We start from the raw sequence: 17,196 nt of genomic DNA, 5'->3' as shown, positions 1-17,196 counted from the left end.
TGCATTATAGTATCATTTAGTTATATTTATTAAATATAAAGAGTAAATAATAAAGATTATATATTTAGTGAATTAAGAGCTATATTTGTTGATATTGTACAGAATTATTGGGAGAAGGAGGAAAAGCATGAAAAAAGATACATCTCATGTTATCAAACGGGCAGAGAACTTTCAGGTAATTTTGATTGGAGAAGGACTGATAGTTGGTGCTGTGGCTGGTTTGATTGTACTTTTATATAGGATACTTTTGGGGCGAGCTGGTATCTGGCTTAGCCAAATTTTGACGTTTGTAGAAGGTTCTACAATAAAAATAATAGCTTGGTTTGCAGTGCTTGCACTACTTGCTTGGATTGTATCAAAGCTTGTAGACTTAGAGCCAATGATTTCTGGAAGTGGTATTCCTCAGCTTGAGGGAGAAATGACAGGAAAAATCAAGCAGGTATGGTGGCGTGTGTTGCCGACTAAATTTATTGGAGGATTTTTGGCACTTATGGGAGGTCTTGCACTAGGAAGAGAAGGACCTTCTATTCAGCTTGGTGCTATGGCAGGGAAAGGTATCTCTAGAGCACTTGACAGAGGTAAGACAGAGGAAAAATTTCTGTTAACCTGTGGGGCAAGTGCTGGATTGTCAGCAGCATTTCATGCGCCATTAGCAGGTGTTATGTTTTCGCTTGAAGAAGTTCATAAGAACTTTTCAGTGTCTGTTTTAATTTCTGTGATGACAGCATCTTTGACGGCAGATTATATCTCAGCTAATTTTCTAGGGATTGAGTCTGTGTTCCAGTTTGACATTGGTCATGTATTGCCACAGAATTATTATGGATTGATAGTGATTCTAGGTGTGATTCTTGGAGTTATGGGAGCATTTTATAACTGGTTTACTTTATATGTGCAGTCTTTATATAAAAAGATTCCTAAAATCGGTACATTTGGTAAACTGCTGATTCCATTCAGTATGGCTGGTATTCTTGGACTTATGATGCCTCAAGTGCTAGGAAGTGGGCACAATTTGGTGGAGTCACTTACAAGTCATGAATATCTTTTTGGGATGGTTGTTTTGATTTTTGTCGTACGCTTTATATTTTCAGCTGTTAGTTTTGGGTCAGGTGCACCAGGTGGCATCTTTTTTCCGTTGCTTGTTTTAGGAGCATTTATAGGTGGAATATTTGGAATGATAGGTGTTAAGGTTTTTGGAATGAACCCAGATTATATAAATAATTTTGTGCTTTTGGCTATGGCAGGATATTTTACAGCTATTGTACGTGCACCTTTGACTGGTATTATATTAATTTTTGAAATGACGGGTTCTGTTAGTCAAATGCTTTCACTATCTGTAATTTCGATTGTGGCATATATTGTGGCTACTCTTATGAAATCAAAACCTATTTATGAAAGTCTTTTGGAGCGATTACTTGAGAAAAATGGAGAACCTGCTCCTAAAGAGAGGGGAGAAAAGATACTAGACCAGTTTTCTGTTATGTTTGGTTCTCCTGTTGCAAACAAAAAAATTCAGGATATACAATGGCCAGAGAATTGTCTTCTGGTAGCTATTCAAAGAGGTGGTGAAGAGATTATTCCTAGAGGGAAAACTATTCTTAAGCCAAGTGATATAATTGTGACTATGACAGATGAGAGAGACAGTGGTGTTGTGTATGATAGGATGGAGAATTTGTGTAAAGAGAATACTTCCCATATTTTATAGATAAGTGATAATATTAAATTGAGTAAAGAGTTAGTTATTGAGTGGTATGAGAAAATGAAAGTGTAGGATTTTAGATGTAAAGAGTTTGAAAAATAAATTGATTGTATGTAAAATGATAGATTACATTTTATTGAAATAGTAAATTAAAGTTTATTGAACTGAAAAAATAAATTTAGAAAAAGGAAGATTTAAGTATGTGTGATGAATTTGTAAACTTGACAGTAGAAAATCTTGCCAATGAACATTTATGTTGTATTATCCGTACAAGAAAGCTACATCAAGGTATTGAAGCCAAAAAGCAATGGATTTCTGAAAGATTAAGAGAAGGGCATACCTTTAGAAAATTGAATGTCAAAGGTACTGTATTTATTGAGTATGCACCCCTTGAGACTGCATGGGTTCCAATTACTGGTGATAACTATTATTATATATATTGCTTATGGGTATTGGGTGATTATAAAGGAAAAGGGTATGCGAAATCGTTAATGGAGTATTGTGTGGAAGATGCTAAAAAGAATGGAAAATCTGGAGTTTGTATGCTTGGAGCAAAAAAACAAAAAGCATGGCTTTCAGACCAATCATTTGCGAAAAAATTTGGATTCGAGGTCGTCGATACTACTGATAATGGATATGAGCTACTTGCACTTTCTTTTGACGGAACAACACCAGTGTTCAAGCAAAATGCAAAATCGTGTGAAATCGAGAGTGAGGAACTAACTATTTATTATGATATGCAATGTCCATTTATCTATCAAAATATTGAACGATTAAGAGATTATTGCACAACACATGATGTTCCAGCTTCATTTATTCAAATAGACACATTACAAAAAGCAAAGGAATTACCTTGTGTTTTTAATAACTTCGCATTATTTTACAAGGGGAAGTTTGAAACAGTAAATTTAATAGATGTTGCGTATTTGAAAAAAATGCTAAATAAATGATAGAGAATAATATTCTATATCAATGTAGTGGCGGAAGTCTTTTGATTTTCCGCCATATTTGTGTGCAGACAAATGGATGGTTCTAATGATGACTTAAAATAACATAATTAAGAGGGTTATTTTAGAAATCTTATAATTTTAATTTAGAGTATGTATTCATTTTTTATATCTTATAAATAAGACATGATTTTTTAGAAATTCAAGTATTGTACAGATAAGATTGACTTATATTGACATATTTAGTTATTCTAGATTTAAAAGAAGAGAGGTGGCTATATGAATTTGATTTTGAATGATATTCTTAGGACTGTTGTATTAAGTGATTTGTGTATAGTTATCCTATTGAGTTTTAGAATGACTATATTTAAAAGGTTTAGCAAAAGATTTAATTATTATGTTTGGTTGATTGTGATTATTAAGTTATTACTACCATTTACATACTATACTTTTACATTTAATAGGAGGGAATATCAATATACTATTAGTAAGGTGTATTTAGAAAATTTTAATACTATCTTTACTTCGAAAAACAGTATTTTACTATTTACTTGGATTGCTAGTATAATAATATATTTGGTTTATATTAGTTGGAGATACATTAAGATTAAAATTTTGATGAATGATTTATCCTATGATGTTGAGGATAATGAGATAAAAAATCTTTATGAGAATTTATTAAAGGAGCTTAGTATAAATAAAAAGATACAACTTAAATATTCTTATGAAGTTGAAACACCAGTGTTTTTTAATTCAAGTGTCATTTTACCTCCTTATGATTATACATTAAAGGAGCTGGATTGGATATTTAGACATGAGCTTATGCATTTTAAGAGTAAAGACCTTTATGTTAAGTATTTGGTGCTATTTTTAAAATGTGTTTATTGGTTTAATCCTTTTATATATATAATGGAGAAGTTTATAGATTTGGATTGCGAATTTTATTGTGATGAAAGGGTTTTAAAGAACCGTACTGTAGAGGAGAGACAGGATTATGCGCTTACTATAATAAGTGCGATGAGGAAAGGTTCAAGTCATTCAAATAAGTTTGTGGCTGGTTTACATAAGGAGTCGGATATTAGAAAAAGAGTGTCTAATATGTTTAATGAAAGATATAGAAATGGTGTTTTTATGGTGGTAATTTTATGTTTGTTATCTTCTATTACATATTTTAGATTTGATACAATCTGTTATAATCCATTGATTTATCCAATGCATAAGCAGTCACCTATTGAAAATAGAGCTAATTCAAAACCAACATATGAGTTTAATATTCATGTAGATGATTAATATATAAAATTATCATATAAAGAGGTTTTAGGCATATAAAATTGATAATCAGTTTTTTTGTGCATTAAGTAATTATGAAGAAGTATTTATTAATTTATTATATAAATTAAGTAATTTTGATTATAAAGAGTTTTATTCTTACCTGTGACAATATAAATCATATTTTTAGATATTTTCTTTGATTATGGTATTTTAGTTGTATAATACATTATTGTCTATAAAGGTGTTAGTTATAGTAATCAAATGGATAAATAGAGTATTTAAAATAATTAGTTTATAAGGAGAAATATTTATGAGAAAGCAATTGGAAGAAATGACTTTAGAAGAATTATGGGAGTTGTTCCCAATAGTTTTAACTGTTCATAGGGAATGTTGGAAAGATTGGTTTAAAGAAGAAGAATGTAGATTAACTGGGGTATTACCTATGCAAAATATTGTTAGAATAAGTCATATTGGAAGCACTGCTGTGAGCACAATCTATGCCAAGCCAATTGTTGATATACTTATTGAGATAATGAATGATTGTAGCATAAAAGAGATTAAAAAGTTAATTGAATCAATGGGATATGTTTGTATGTCTGAGAGTAGTAGCAGGATTTCACTTAATAAAGGATATACAATAGATGGTTTTGAAGAACGAGTTTTTCATTTACATATAAGGTATGCAGGTGATAATGATGAGTTGTTTTTTAGAGATTATTTAATTGACAATACAAGTGTAGCTAAGGAGTATGAAGAACTTAAGTTAAATCTATGGAAGAAGTATGAGCATAATCGTGATGCTTATACAGATAGTAAGTCAGATTTTATTAAAGAATTTACTGAAAAAGCAAAAGTATTGTATTCTAATAGGTATATTTAGAGATTTATTTATATATTTTTATTAGGTTACTTATTGATTTTTAATGTAGATAAGTTATATAAGGGTAGAAAGATTAAGTTTATTAAATTGTATGAAGTTACATACAAAGGGATGTTAGATTGTTTAGATTATATAAGTGCAAATCAAAAATGTCAATGAGATTACTTAGGACATATGAACTTAAATCAAAAAGAAAAATTAGCTTTAAGATTATATAAATGTAAATCAAAATGTTTAAACATATTGATTAGACTATATGAATTTAAAACAAAAAGGACAGTCAGATTGATTGTCTTTTTTGTTTTAAAATCTTTAATATTTAAAATGAGGATTTAATCTATACATAGTTAACAAGCAAATTTTTTAAAACTAGATGGAATAAAAAATGCAATATTATAAAACGATAAAGTATAATTTTTGTTAAAAGATATAAGAAATATATATATTTAAGCAAATATATACAATAATTTACATCTTTATAATAACATTTTCTTTACAAGTTTTTAGAGATGTGATAATATTTAGAAAAGTGCATATGTATTCACAATAATTACTGGAAAACGCTTAAAATATGAAAAAATAGATAACGTATGCATAAAATAAGCAAAATTTAAAATTGATAAATTTGGGAGGATATAGTTATGGGAAAATATCAAGGTTCAAAACAAGTTGTAAGAAACTACTTCGAAGCATTAGAAAATGCAAATGTAGATGAAGTTAAGAATGTCTTAAATGAATACATGAAATCAGACTATAATTGGAAAGGTGTATATCCATTTCGTGAACAAGAAGGAATTGAAAATGTAGCAGATGTATTTTGGAAACCTTTAAAAAATTCATTAAGTAATATGCAAAGAAGACAGGATATCTTTATTGCAGGGACTAATGAAATTGACAATAGTGAGTGGGTCATGAGTATGGGACACTTTATGGGACTTTTTGATAATGACTGGCTTGGTATTAAGCATACTCGTAAAATGATTAGTTTAAGATATGCAGAATTTAACTGTGTACAGGATGGAAAAATTTCTAAAACTGGATTATTTGTAGACATAATCGGATTTATGATTCAAGCAGGAGTAAATCCATTACCTCCACAAACTGGTTCATATTTTGTATATCCAGGGCCAATTGACCATAATGGATTACTTTTTGAAGATGCAGATGAAATTGAAGGAGTAAAAACTTTGGCATTAGTGAATAAAATGGTAGATGATTTATCTGAGTTAAATGAAAGTGGTGCTATGGGATGTCCTCCAGAAGTACTTGAAAAATCATGGGCTAAAGATATGATTTGGTATGGGCCAGGAGGGATTGGTGCTTCTTATACTATACCTAGATATCAAGAACAACACCAATTACCATTTAGAAACAATTTAAAAGGAAAGACTTTTAATGGACATGCATGTAGATTTGCAGAAGGAAACTTTGCTTGTTTCTTTGGATGGCCTAATCTGACTAATATACCATGTGGAGGTTTTTTAGGATTGCCAGGTGGTGAGGTTAAAGCAGATATGCAGGTAGTTGATGTGTATTATCGTAAAGGGGATAAGCTTCAAGAAAACTGGGTACTAATTGATATTCCTTATTGGCTAAAACAACAAGGTCTTGATATTCTTGAGAGAACTAAAAGTATTTTTAATGCTTAATTATGCATACGTATGCTTGAAGAGGTGGAGGAATATAAAATGACATCTAATAATAAAAATGATGGAATAGTAAAAGAGCAAGAAAAAGAAAGTTCTATAAGTGAGCTTGAATCAGACAAAGTTAAGGGAAAACATAAATCTAAAGTAAATCAAACTAATTTTAGTAATATGGATAAAAATGAAACTACTGATAATGAAATTACTAATAATGAAACTACTAATAACGAAGTTACTAATAATGTAATGACTGATAATGAAATTACTAAAAATCAAATTACTGATAATAAAACTACTAAAAATCAAATTACTAATAATAAAACCACTGATAATAAAACTACTAAAAATCAAATTACTGATAATAAAACAGGCATACATAAAACTGAGGAAGATAAATCTAATATAAATATTACTACTGAAAAAAATGAAAAAGTTGTATTTAAGGGGGAATATAATATGGAGTCTACAAAAATTTACTATGGAGATTCACTAGAAGTAACACCTGTGGGAGTGATGGACTACAATGATTTTTCAAAACAGACAAAAAGGGAGCAAGAAATACCTGGATTTGATTCTAAGTATAGGGATTTTGTAGATTATATTATGAAAATAACACATAATATTTGGGAAGAAAAAGGTATAGGGGTTATTTATGATACATATCACAATAATGTTACAATGCACTGTGGTTCTTCTAATTTAGTCGGTATTAAAGATGTTATTTCCAATACTCTTCAAACATTACATGCGTTTCCTGATAGAAGATTAATTGGGCAAAATGTAATATGGTCTAACTTTGGTGCTGATGGTTTTTTATCTTCTCATCGTGTTTTATCTACAGCAACTAATCTAGGTGATAGTAATTTTGGACCAGCAACAGGTAGAAAAATAAACTTTAGAACTGTGATTGATTGTGCTACAACAAACAATAGAATTCATGAAGAATGGTTAGTTAGAGATAATTTATGGATTGTCACTCAATTAGGATTAGACCCTCAGGAAGTAGCAAAAGGTATGGCAAAAGCAAGTGCATCTAAAGTACTTAGTTTACAATCAACATATGGTATCTGTGAATCTATGGATGGTCAATTCATGCCAGCTAAGTATCAAGCAAAAGATGAGTCTGTTGGTGAAATGATGCTTGAAATGACAAGTCGTATTTATAATTATAAATATATAAATGAAGTTAAAAAATACTATCATGATAATGCAGTAGTCCATTTTATATGTGATAAAGATTTAAATGGATATGATGAGATACAAGGCATGATTGTAAGTTTACTTGCTTCAATTCCAAATGGAAGTTATGAAGTAGAAAGAGTAACCTGCAATCAGAGGGAAAAAAATGAAGGATATGATGTATCTGTAAGATGGAGATTACGTGGAATAAATGAAGGGATAGGTTTCTTTGGACAACCTTCTGGAAAGCCTGTGGAAGTAATGGGAATCAATCATTATCATGTATTACAAGGTAAAGTAAAGGAAGAATGGATAACTTTTGATGGCATGGATGTTCTAAAGCAAATGTATATGGGTGTGGAAGAGTAAGTTTATTAGAGTATAAATAGTCTTGAAATCTATATAATGAGTATTTTTTTATAAAATTTGAGAAATAGATGTATATAACGAATAACAGGATAAATTCTTAGATGGACTATGGTATATAACGAATAACAGGGTAAATTCTTAGATGGACTATGATTAATATTAAAAAGGGGGATTTATAAAGAATATGAAAACAACAGTTGGAATAGAAAATGATATCATATTAGGAAAGGACTATTCAAACCTAAAAAGAGGAATTGCATTTTTTTCAATTGCTTTAATATACTTTTTTTATTGCTACAACTTTATGGTAGGTACTTTTATTAAACCAACAATGATTTATGCCCTAGTAGAGGGTGGATTTGGTTTTTCATTGAAACAAACAGAAGAAATATTTGCTGTGATGTCTTTTGGTACAATTCCAGGAACGTTTATTTTCGGAGTGATTTCAACAAAAATCGGAAAAAAGAGAACTTTAATTAGTGTTGCTTTATTAATTGGATTGACAACATTTATACCAATGTTGTCTCCTACAAATATCATGTTATGGAAAATTGCACGTTTGTGTACAGGAGTAGTACTAGGTGGTGTATTTGGAACAGCTATGCCTTTGGTTGCAGATATGTTCCCAAGTAAATATCGTGGCAAGTTAGCTGCTATATTGACTGCCTTATTTTCATTAGCTATGATTTTTGGTGGAAAAGTGTATGGAGTATTGGGTGATTCAAATTGGCAAATATTGATGTATACTGCAATTATACCACCTATAGTTGGAGGTATCTTAGCAATTTTCTTTGTACCAGATGATTTGGAGTATACAAAAGAATTAGTTAAAAAGGGAAAAGAAACTGGCGAAAAAATTAGTTATATAAGTATGTACAAGGGAAAATACTTATGGATTGGTATAGGAACAATTCTTTTATCAGGGGCTAATTTTACAGCATATTCAGCATTTTCAAATAATGCAACTACATACTTAGTAACAGGACTAGGAATGACATCAGTAGTAGCTGGTTCTCTATATAGTTTACAAGGAATTGGTCAATTAGTAGGATATTTATTCTGGGGTTCTATAGCAGATAAATTTGGGAGAAAAGTACCTTTTATAGGTATGGCATTAGCAGCAGTATTTGTTTTTATATATACAAAATTAGGAGGAGACAATATAACAACATTCTACATGATATCAGTATTGTTAGGTCTTGCTGTTGGATATTCTGGGGCATGGGGAGCATACTATACAGAACTGTTCCCAAGTAAATATCGCTCACTGTCATCTGGGATGTCGTTTAATGGAGGAAGAATTATATCTACCTTTGCAATACCTGCAATAGCTGGGACAGCTTCTGGTGCTTTAGGTATGATAACTATTTTTTATATATCAATAGCAGTATTTGTAGCAGGTGCTATTGTATGGTTATTCTTACCAGAAACATTAAATAAGAAGTAATAAAATACTGACAAATTTTTTTGTTACTTAGAAAGGGGTGGCTTATGATTTCATCAATTGATGTGTGTATTATAATAGGATATTTGCTGTTAATGTTAGTTATTGGTTATTATTCAGGAAAAGATAATAAAAATCAAGAAGATTATTTCTTAGCAGGTAGGTCAATGCCGTGGATTCCGATTGCTTTATCAGTTGCAGCTACTATGATTAGTGCAAATGGCTTTATAGGTGGTCCTGGATGGGCATATATGGATGGGATGTATCCAGTAATGGTTAATATTACAGTACCTTTAGCAATATTTTTTGCACTGAGCATTACCACCCCAGTTATTTATAGATTAAAGATAACATCTGTATATGAATACATGGGATTTCGTTTGGGAAATTATTCAAGAGGGTTAACTATTATTCAATTTTTTATTAATTCATTGATTCAAGCGAGCTCTATGGTATATATACCAGTGCTTATTATTCAGATGATTACTGGTTGGTCGCTTTATATTTTAGTTCCAATTGTTGTACTTGTATCAATCATATACACGTTATTAGGGGGAATTAAAGCAGTTATATGGACTGATAGTATTCAAATGCTAGTAGTAATAAGTGCTGTATTTATAGTAATTATTGTAGCTTTAAAAGGAATGAATCTTAGCTTTTTTGATACCCTACAAATTGCACAACAGAGTGGTAAATTAAATACATTTGATTTTAGCACAGATTTCTCAGTTACAAATACTTTTTGGGCTACTTTAATCGGTGGAACTATAATGTGGATAAGATACTTCTGTTTTGACCAAGCTCAAGTACAAAGAGTTTTAACATCTAAATCTTTAAACAGTGCAAAAAATTCTTTTGTAGTTAGTGCATTTGTTATGAATCTAGTTTATTACTTTATGTTATTGGTAGGAGTGATTTTATTTGTCTTCTATGATGGAAGAGCATTTGAAACTTCAAATGAAATAATGATTACTTTTATTTTGAATGAACTTCCAGTAGGAGCGATTGGAATTATTATTGCAGGTGTGTTTGCAGCAGCAATGTCTAGTATTGACTCTATATTAAATAGTATGACAACTGTTTTTACAAAAGATATTTATGAGTTTTATTTTAAAAAAGATGGTAAAGAATCATCATTAAAAGTAACAATGATTATAACCATAGTTATAGGTGTTGTTATGACAGGTTTCATTATTATGGGGTTTGGAGGAAGCATTAAGTCAATTCTTGACCTTGTTGGTAACTATATCTCATACTTTGCTGGACCAGCTACAGGTGCATTTGTACTAGCGATGTTTACATATAAGGCTCATGATAAAGGAGTATCTATTGGTTTTATTGTAGGATTAGTTTTAGGGTTTTTTATTTCTAATAAATATAACGTGAGCTGGTTGTGGAATCCAGCAATAGGTGCTACAATAACATTGATATTTGGATATATTTTTAGTATCGTCTTAAAAAACAATAATAATGTAGAGGATATTAAAAAATATACTGTACTTGGTATGAGAAAAGAACTTATTTCTAAAGGGATGGATAAAGTAGATGGAGTGTCCATACTACCATTTTCTTTAGGTAAGCAAGAATTAATTGTATTAGCTTTTTTCATTATCCAATATATTATCTTATTTTTAATACAATTTTAAGAAGAAATACTAGATATTTAAGGAGAAATACTAAATGAATCAAAAGAAAGTTCATTATAATAAATCAGCTACATCAAAAGATGTCGCAAGATTGGCAGGAGTATCTCAATCATCTGTTTCAAGAGCATTTGGTAGTGCAAATGGAAAGGGTGTAAAACCTGAGGTAAGAGAAAAAATTTTTCGTATAGCGGATGAAATTGGATATGTCCCTAATCTAGTTGCAAGAGGGATGATTAGTGGAAAAACAAATGTCATAGGATTGATAGTGGGAGATAGCTTAGGTCCGTTTTACAATAGGATTATTGACCTATTTGTAGAAAAAATTCAAGAAATTGGTAAGCAATGTCTTGTTTTTAAAGTTCCTAGACAGGAAAGTATAGACAGTATAATCTCAAAAGTAATTCAGTTTCAAGTGGAAGCAGTAGTTATTACCGCTTCAGCTATGAATAAGGTTATGGCTGAGACATGTGAAGAAAATAATATTCCTGTCATACTTTTTAATCGTTTTATACCAGGTATAAAAATAAGTACAGTCTATGTAGACCCAATTGAAGGTGGTGGAATGGCTGCTGAGTATCTTATTAACAAGGGGCATAGCAATATAGGATATATTCAATTTACAAGAGAAACTAGTGAAGAAATGGAAAAGAAGATTGGATTTTATTCTAAGTTAAGACAAAATGGGATTCATAGCCTTAAAGAGGAATCAGCAAACTATGATTATGAATCTGGTTATGAAGCAGGGAAAAGAATGTTAGCATTATCAAACCCTCCAACAGCAATTTTTTGTACAAGTGACTTAATAGCTACTGGTGTGATGGATGCAGCGAGATTTGAATATAAATTGAGAATACCAGAGGATTTATCAGTAATAGGATACGATGATATTCAGATGGCTTCATGGAAAAGCTATAGTTTAACAACAATTAGACAACCATTAAATTTATTGATTGACAAGACTATTAATATACTTAAAGTTTTGCTAAATGAGGATAAATGTGAACCAATAGTTGAGATGCTTAAGCCTGAATTAATTGAAAGGGATTCTACGATTTAAATAGGAGTTAGTTTAAATATATAACATAGTTTTATAAGAAATCAAAAAACTGTTATTAAAATGATTTTTATAATCAATTAATAACAGTTTTAATTATTTATATATTTTGTAAGGCAATTAGATATTAGCTTTTAATAGTATTTTTTTGTTTACTATTATTTTAGTATGCCAAAGAGAATCTTTTTAATAAGAATTATTGCTAAACTATTTCTGTCATAAAATTTTACTTAAATTCAACATCAGTATACCCCGTTAGAGAAATAGCGATTTGAGTCGCTTCTGTACCTTTTTTATACTTAAATCCAGTATCTGTTTTAGTAAAATAATTAGGATAAACCAATAAATCATATATTAAGAAGTTTTTATCTGTAGCTATTAGGGAAATCTTGCTATTATCATACTTATTTTTTGAAGTAAATTGAATGCCTGCATTTGCAGCGTTAATATTTATTATATCTGTACAATTAGCTGGCAAATTATAACTAAAGTCACCATTACGAACTTTGACATTCATAACACGTTTTACATTTGGAACATAAAGCTTAACAAAGTCTGTCTTACCCATTAATGAAACTTTACCAGATATACGAACAATCCATTTACCATTCTCTTTTGTAATATGAACATCATAGTATTCACCATCATAACTAGCTTTTATTTCATTTGAAGAAGAAGGGAGTATCTCCAAACCTCCATTATAAATATCAAAAGACATATCGAGATTTTGTATATTGTCTGGTAATTTACCACTACTAGAAGTATTGATATTCTGTGTATTGTCTGTTACTTTATTGTTGTTTTTCTGTGTGTCTAAATTCGAGTTATTATTAGTAGGATTAGAATTTATATTTTTGTTTTTATTGTTATCAACTGGAATTTGTGGTACTGTATATGCTCCAATAGCCGTTGCTCCAACTGTAAATAAAACAGTTATTACAATTGTAAAAAAGACTACTAAATTTGATTTTTTTCTAAAATTCATAATCGCACCTAACCTTTCTTTGAGTAATTTCTTGCTTTCACTTAGAGTGACAGAAGCAAGAGACTCTTTATATTTTCCAACAGTGGCTATAGAGTTTAGTAGAGTCTTTCCATAGTCTTGTACATTACTTGAATCAAGTTTTTTGACAATTGCTTCATCACATGCAAACTCACATGCTTTGTTAATTTCTTTTCCCATAAGATATACAAGAGGATTAAACCAGTGTAAGCAGACTGTAATTTGTACTAGCCATTTATAGAGCATATCAAATCGTCGATAATGTGTAAGTTCATGTAGAACAATATATTGAAAATCTTTTTCTGCAATATCGACCCTTGGCAGTACAATACATGGTCGGAAAAATCCAATCAGTAATGGAGAAGAAATAAGTGGGTTGATGCAAAGCTCTATAGCTCTTTTTATTTTTATTTGACTTCCAAGAATTGCAAGTCTGTCTAAGAGTTCTGTGTCTGAGACAGGAGCTTGTCCAGCTTTTATGTATCGCACGAAGCTTTGGTAAATTGTTATTTTTCGTATGAGTAGGATAAGGGCAATTACCAACCAAATTATCCAGATATTATTTACTAGCAAAGTAATTATGTCCTGTACTGCTTGGTTACTGGTGAATAGCTCCATTTTATTTATATATTTTTGATTGCTTCGTTCATTATTTATAGTTGGGGTATTTTTATCATCATTCAAAATATCTTGATTTTGTTGTTCAGGTGGATATTTTTCAGTATGATATGTAGTATTGTCGAATGTTTGAAAAATGGTTCCCATTAAGTTTGTTTCTGGTGTAAATGGTAATAGTAGTCTCATAATGACAATTAACCAGATATAATACTGCCACTGCCTGCTTATTTTGTCTTTAAAAATTTGCTTGCATGAAAAAAGAATGAGAATAAGCAGTGAACCAGAAAGGGACATTGATAAGAATACTTTCAGTACATTATTCATTTATCTTTTTCCCCCCTCCAAAAGTTCCTTTAGCTCATCGTATTCTTCATCAGTCAACAAATCACTTTGAATTAAATTAGAGACAAGTCCTTTAACATTTCCTTCATAGATTTTATCGAGTAATTTTTTTGTTTGACTTGTTTGATATTCAGATTCTGATATAAGGGGAGAGTATTCATTTCGGCGTCCTAATTTTTTTGCTTTTAGATACCCTTTATCCATAAGTCGAGCTAAGAGCGTTATTAGAGTGTTTTTTTGCCATGTTTTGCCTATTGATGTTAGCTCATCTAAAAGAGATGCAAAAAGTACTGGTTTATCATGTGTCCAAATAATTTTCATAATTTCAAGTTCAGCATCTGATAGTTGTTGAATCACCTAAATCTACCTCCTTTTGTATGACATTATGTCATTTTATTTTAGTATAATGCTATGTCATACATTTGTCAACAAACTTATTTAACCTAGAAGGAGTGATAGTTGGAAGTGAGGATTTGTTGGTGAAATAATCAAACTATGCTTGTTAGAAGAATAGAATGGTAGATAGAAAAACCTAATATAAGAGGGATATGGAAAAGTTAATAAAAAGAGGTAATAGTAAATAGATGTGGGAAGAAGAGAGTAATTACGAAAGGAGGTAATAAAGAAAAATGAGTAATTACAAAAAGAAATAACAAGAGGAAAGGTGTAATTATAAAAATAAAGGTGTAATTATAAAAATAAAGAAGTGATTATAAAAGTAAATAACAATAATAAAGAAGTAATTATGAAAATAAAGAAGTAATTACAAAAATAAATAACAAGAAAAAAGAAGTAATTATAAAAATATAGAACCAATAACTAATAAATACGGTTATTGATTCTTATATATATGCAAGTTTTTTATGTGATTTGTATATGAGTCTTGTGCTAACAAACTAAAATAATCTAATATAAAGAAATAAAGAAAATTCATTATCTGTATAAGAGATGTTCAACTCTCCATTATACTTATCGACAATTCCTCTAATATTCTCAATACCATATCCATGAGAATTACTATCTTTTTTATCTGAAACAAATAATTCATGTTTTTTATTAATAGGATTTACTTTATTATTTGTCAACAAATAGCTAAAATACTCTTTCTCACAACGAGCCTTTAACACCACTTTTCTATTTGATAAATCTGATATTTTTAAAGATGCTTCTATAGCATTATCCAAAGAATTTGAAAAAATAGTACACAAATCTATAGGCTCTATGCCTAAGTGATTGTCTATATCTATATTAAAATGGACATCAACTCCATTTTCTTCTAACTTTGTATGACGAAGATTCAAAATTGAATTAAGAGCTTGATTTTTACAAAATTGCTTGCCACTAAGAGTGCCAAGTCCTATTTTCAACTGATTAAAATATTCTTTAGCTCCATCAATATCTTCCACCTCTAAATACGATTCAATCATTTGAAAGTGGTTATTCATATCATGACGTATTTTACGTATTTGAATCTGTTGATTTTCTAGTAAGTTGTAGTATTTTTCTTTTATGTGATTTGCTTGATTTTCTATCTTCATCTTTACATTTTCAATTAATGGTTGTAAAAGAAGTATTACACCAATATTTGCTATAATTGCTGATAAAATGATTATATAAGTGCCATAAGAATCACCTAAGATAATATTGTTTTTACTACCCATAGGAATTAAGTTAGTTGGTGGCAGAATAATAGCAATTAATATTGATAAAAATGAAGCTATACAGACCATGTCGATAAAAATCCATATCTTGTTTGATAGGTACTGTTTTATGTTGACTAATCTATTTTTTAAGAACATGTGTATAAAAAACCAAAACAATAATTTTATTATAGCAGAGACTATCTTAACAATTGAAAGTATTAAAAGATATTCACTTGAACAGATAAGTTCCCTATATAGAGGGTTGTTTATAAAAAGAAAATTGATACCAACTATAATAGGGTAGAGTATCATGATAATTGATACTATGGGAATCAATCTACTTTTACTACAGATTATAAGCATTATCATATACCCAAGTAATGTAAATAAAATATTTACAGGGTCGGAAGCCCATATTATCATCTGGCTGATAATAGAGTAACCAAAAATCAATATGACTTTAAAAATCCAATGGTTTCTAAAGTCTATAAAATAAGAAGTCAACTTATAAAGAAAAAAAGCTATGTAAATATTAATTAAAACGATGATAAAAGTTGTGCCATTATTAAGTAAAGAATAAGAGTTCATCTAAGATACCTTTCTAAAAAATCGTATTCTAATATGTATTTTAAAACTAAAATCTTAATATATTATCTTGAATTTAAATTTTTAATATATCTTTAAAAATAAAGATTCTAACTCATTCTTGAGTTTAAGTCTTTAATATCTTTTTTAAAATTAAGTTTCCAATATATACCTTGTAAATTTTCCTACAACTTCTTGATACTTTTGACGGCTTATAGGAATTTTTTCATTATGAACTTTAGCATAAGTTTGATTTACACTATCTACATGGTTTAGATTAACAATATACCTTTGATGTGTGCGTACAAAGTTAGATGGAAGAACAGTTTCCATATCGTTTAACTTCCCATAATATTCTAAAGCTCTATCAGAGGTCACTACAGTCAATTTTCTTAGCTCACTTTTAAAGTAGATAATGTCTTTCATATTGATTTTACAAAGGTTAGTTCCAATTTGAACTGTAATAAAGTTTTCTTTCCATTGTTCTAATTTTTTTAGTGCCTCTTTTAGTACCTCAGATATTTTTTCACTTTTGTAAGGCTTTAAGATATAGTTCAAAGCACCTACATCATACCCATGAAACACATAATCAGAAAAACCTGTGACAAAGATAATTATAGTATCTTCTGAGTATCTTCGTATAGTCTTTGCTATATCAACACCATTGCTTTCTCCAAGTTCAATATCTAAAAAAATAATATCCATATAATAGCTTTCTTGCTCTAGGTTGTATATTAGGCTTTCACCATTTGAATACTCTTTTATTTGGCATGGGTAACCCCACAAATCCATTTCCCTTGTAATGATTTTATTTAACATATTTCTTTGTTGTTTTTCATCATCACAAATACAAATCGAAATCAATGTGTAAT

Annotated in this window: 13 protein-coding genes; 9 read left to right on the top strand and 4 right to left on the bottom strand. The window is 29.7% G+C overall.

The window, feature by feature from the left end; all coding sequences use genetic code 11:
- Positions 1-88: 88 nt before the first annotated feature.
- The 9 genes from Q3287_RS17025 (at position 89) to Q3287_RS16985 (ending at position 12,136) form a co-directional block, all read left to right on the top strand.
- On the top strand, positions 89-1,702 hold the full coding sequence (locus Q3287_RS17025; protein ID WP_407964494.1) for a chloride channel protein: 1,614 nt from the start codon (positions 89-91) through the stop codon (positions 1,700-1,702).
- 194 nt (positions 1,703-1,896) lie between these two features.
- Positions 1,897-2,646, top strand: a complete 750-nt coding sequence (locus tag Q3287_RS17020) for a GNAT family N-acetyltransferase (RefSeq protein ID WP_167640324.1) — start codon at positions 1,897-1,899, stop codon at positions 2,644-2,646.
- 276 nt (positions 2,647-2,922) lie between these two features.
- The gene (locus Q3287_RS17015) at positions 2,923-3,933 is read left to right on the top strand and encodes a M56 family metallopeptidase (RefSeq protein WP_407964493.1); all 1,011 of its coding nucleotides are present in this window, start codon (positions 2,923-2,925) and stop codon (positions 3,931-3,933) included.
- A gap of 292 nt (positions 3,934-4,225) precedes the next feature.
- The gene (locus tag Q3287_RS17010) at positions 4,226-4,795 is read left to right on the top strand and encodes a GrpB family protein (protein WP_407964492.1); all 570 of its coding nucleotides are present in this window, start codon (positions 4,226-4,228) and stop codon (positions 4,793-4,795) included.
- Between the two features lie 641 nt (positions 4,796-5,436).
- Positions 5,437-6,444 carry a nuclear transport factor 2 family protein gene (locus Q3287_RS17005; RefSeq protein ID WP_407964491.1) on the top strand — a complete coding sequence of 336 codons (1,008 nt, stop codon included), beginning with the start codon at positions 5,437-5,439 and terminating at the stop codon, positions 6,442-6,444.
- Positions 6,445-6,483: 39 nt separating this feature from the next.
- Positions 6,484-7,989, top strand: coding sequence for an ester cyclase (locus Q3287_RS17000; RefSeq protein ID WP_407964490.1), 1,506 nt, complete (start codon positions 6,484-6,486; stop codon positions 7,987-7,989).
- Between the two features lie 184 nt (positions 7,990-8,173).
- A complete protein-coding gene (locus Q3287_RS16995) occupies positions 8,174-9,436 on the top strand; it encodes an MFS transporter (RefSeq protein ID WP_407964489.1) in 1,263 nt (420 codons plus the stop codon).
- A 44-nt stretch (positions 9,437-9,480) separates the two neighbouring features.
- A complete protein-coding gene (locus Q3287_RS16990; protein WP_284181649.1) occupies positions 9,481-11,079 on the top strand; it encodes a sodium:solute symporter in 1,599 nt (532 codons plus the stop codon).
- Between the two features lie 34 nt (positions 11,080-11,113).
- Complete coding sequence (locus Q3287_RS16985; RefSeq protein WP_054269131.1) at positions 11,114-12,136, top strand: LacI family DNA-binding transcriptional regulator; 1,023 nt, start codon at positions 11,114-11,116, stop codon at positions 12,134-12,136.
- A gap of 223 nt (positions 12,137-12,359) precedes the next feature.
- On the opposite strand, the gene Q3287_RS16980 is transcribed toward Q3287_RS16985, so the two are convergent.
- The 4 genes from Q3287_RS16980 to Q3287_RS16965 all read right to left on the bottom strand — a co-directional run bounded on the left by Q3287_RS16980 (position 12,360) and on the right by Q3287_RS16965 (position 17,188).
- Positions 12,360-14,048: a M56 family metallopeptidase gene (locus Q3287_RS16980; RefSeq protein ID WP_407964496.1), complete on the bottom strand. Its 1,689-nt coding sequence runs from the start codon at positions 14,046-14,048 to the stop codon at positions 12,360-12,362.
- A 30-nt stretch (positions 14,049-14,078) separates the two neighbouring features.
- Positions 14,079-14,453: a BlaI/MecI/CopY family transcriptional regulator gene (locus Q3287_RS16975; protein ID WP_219673757.1), complete on the bottom strand. Its 375-nt coding sequence runs from the start codon at positions 14,451-14,453 to the stop codon at positions 14,079-14,081.
- A 539-nt stretch (positions 14,454-14,992) separates the two neighbouring features.
- Positions 14,993-16,327, bottom strand: coding sequence for a sensor histidine kinase (locus Q3287_RS16970; protein WP_054269132.1), 1,335 nt, complete (start codon positions 16,325-16,327; stop codon positions 14,993-14,995).
- Between the two features lie 150 nt (positions 16,328-16,477).
- Positions 16,478-17,188, bottom strand: a complete 711-nt coding sequence (locus Q3287_RS16965; RefSeq protein ID WP_407964488.1) for a LytR/AlgR family response regulator transcription factor — start codon at positions 17,186-17,188, stop codon at positions 16,478-16,480.
- Positions 17,189-17,196 lie beyond the last annotated feature (8 nt).

The organism is Clostridioides sp. GD02404 (assembly GCF_045898275.1).
Lineage (GTDB): Bacteria > Bacillota > Clostridia > Peptostreptococcales > Peptostreptococcaceae > Clostridioides > Clostridioides difficile_A.
This window is presented reverse-complemented; position numbering and strand designations above follow the sequence as displayed.

Excerpts from the sequence above, each read along its gene's own strand:
- Q3287_RS17020 (WP_167640324.1), top strand. The coding sequence starts at position 1,897 with ATGTGTGATGAATTTGTAAACTTGACAGTAGAAAATCTTGCCAATGAA.
- Q3287_RS17015 (WP_407964493.1), top strand. The coding sequence starts at position 2,923 with ATGAATTTGATTTTGAATGATATTCTTAGGACTGTTGTATTAAGTGAT.
- Q3287_RS17010 (WP_407964492.1), top strand. The coding sequence starts at position 4,226 with ATGAGAAAGCAATTGGAAGAAATGACTTTAGAAGAATTATGGGAGTTG.
- Q3287_RS17005 (WP_407964491.1), top strand. The coding sequence starts at position 5,437 with ATGGGAAAATATCAAGGTTCAAAACAAGTTGTAAGAAACTACTTCGAA.
- Q3287_RS17000 (WP_407964490.1), top strand. The coding sequence starts at position 6,484 with ATGACATCTAATAATAAAAATGATGGAATAGTAAAAGAGCAAGAAAAA.
- Q3287_RS16995 (WP_407964489.1), top strand. The coding sequence starts at position 8,174 with ATGAAAACAACAGTTGGAATAGAAAATGATATCATATTAGGAAAGGAC.
- Q3287_RS16990 (WP_284181649.1), top strand. The coding sequence starts at position 9,481 with ATGATTTCATCAATTGATGTGTGTATTATAATAGGATATTTGCTGTTA.
- Q3287_RS16985 (WP_054269131.1), top strand. The coding sequence starts at position 11,114 with ATGAATCAAAAGAAAGTTCATTATAATAAATCAGCTACATCAAAAGAT.
- Q3287_RS16980 (WP_407964496.1), bottom strand. The coding sequence starts at position 14,048 with ATGTCCCTTTCTGGTTCACTGCTTATTCTCATTCTTTTTTCATGCAAG.
- Q3287_RS16970 (WP_054269132.1), bottom strand. The coding sequence starts at position 16,327 with ATGAACTCTTATTCTTTACTTAATAATGGCACAACTTTTATCATCGTT.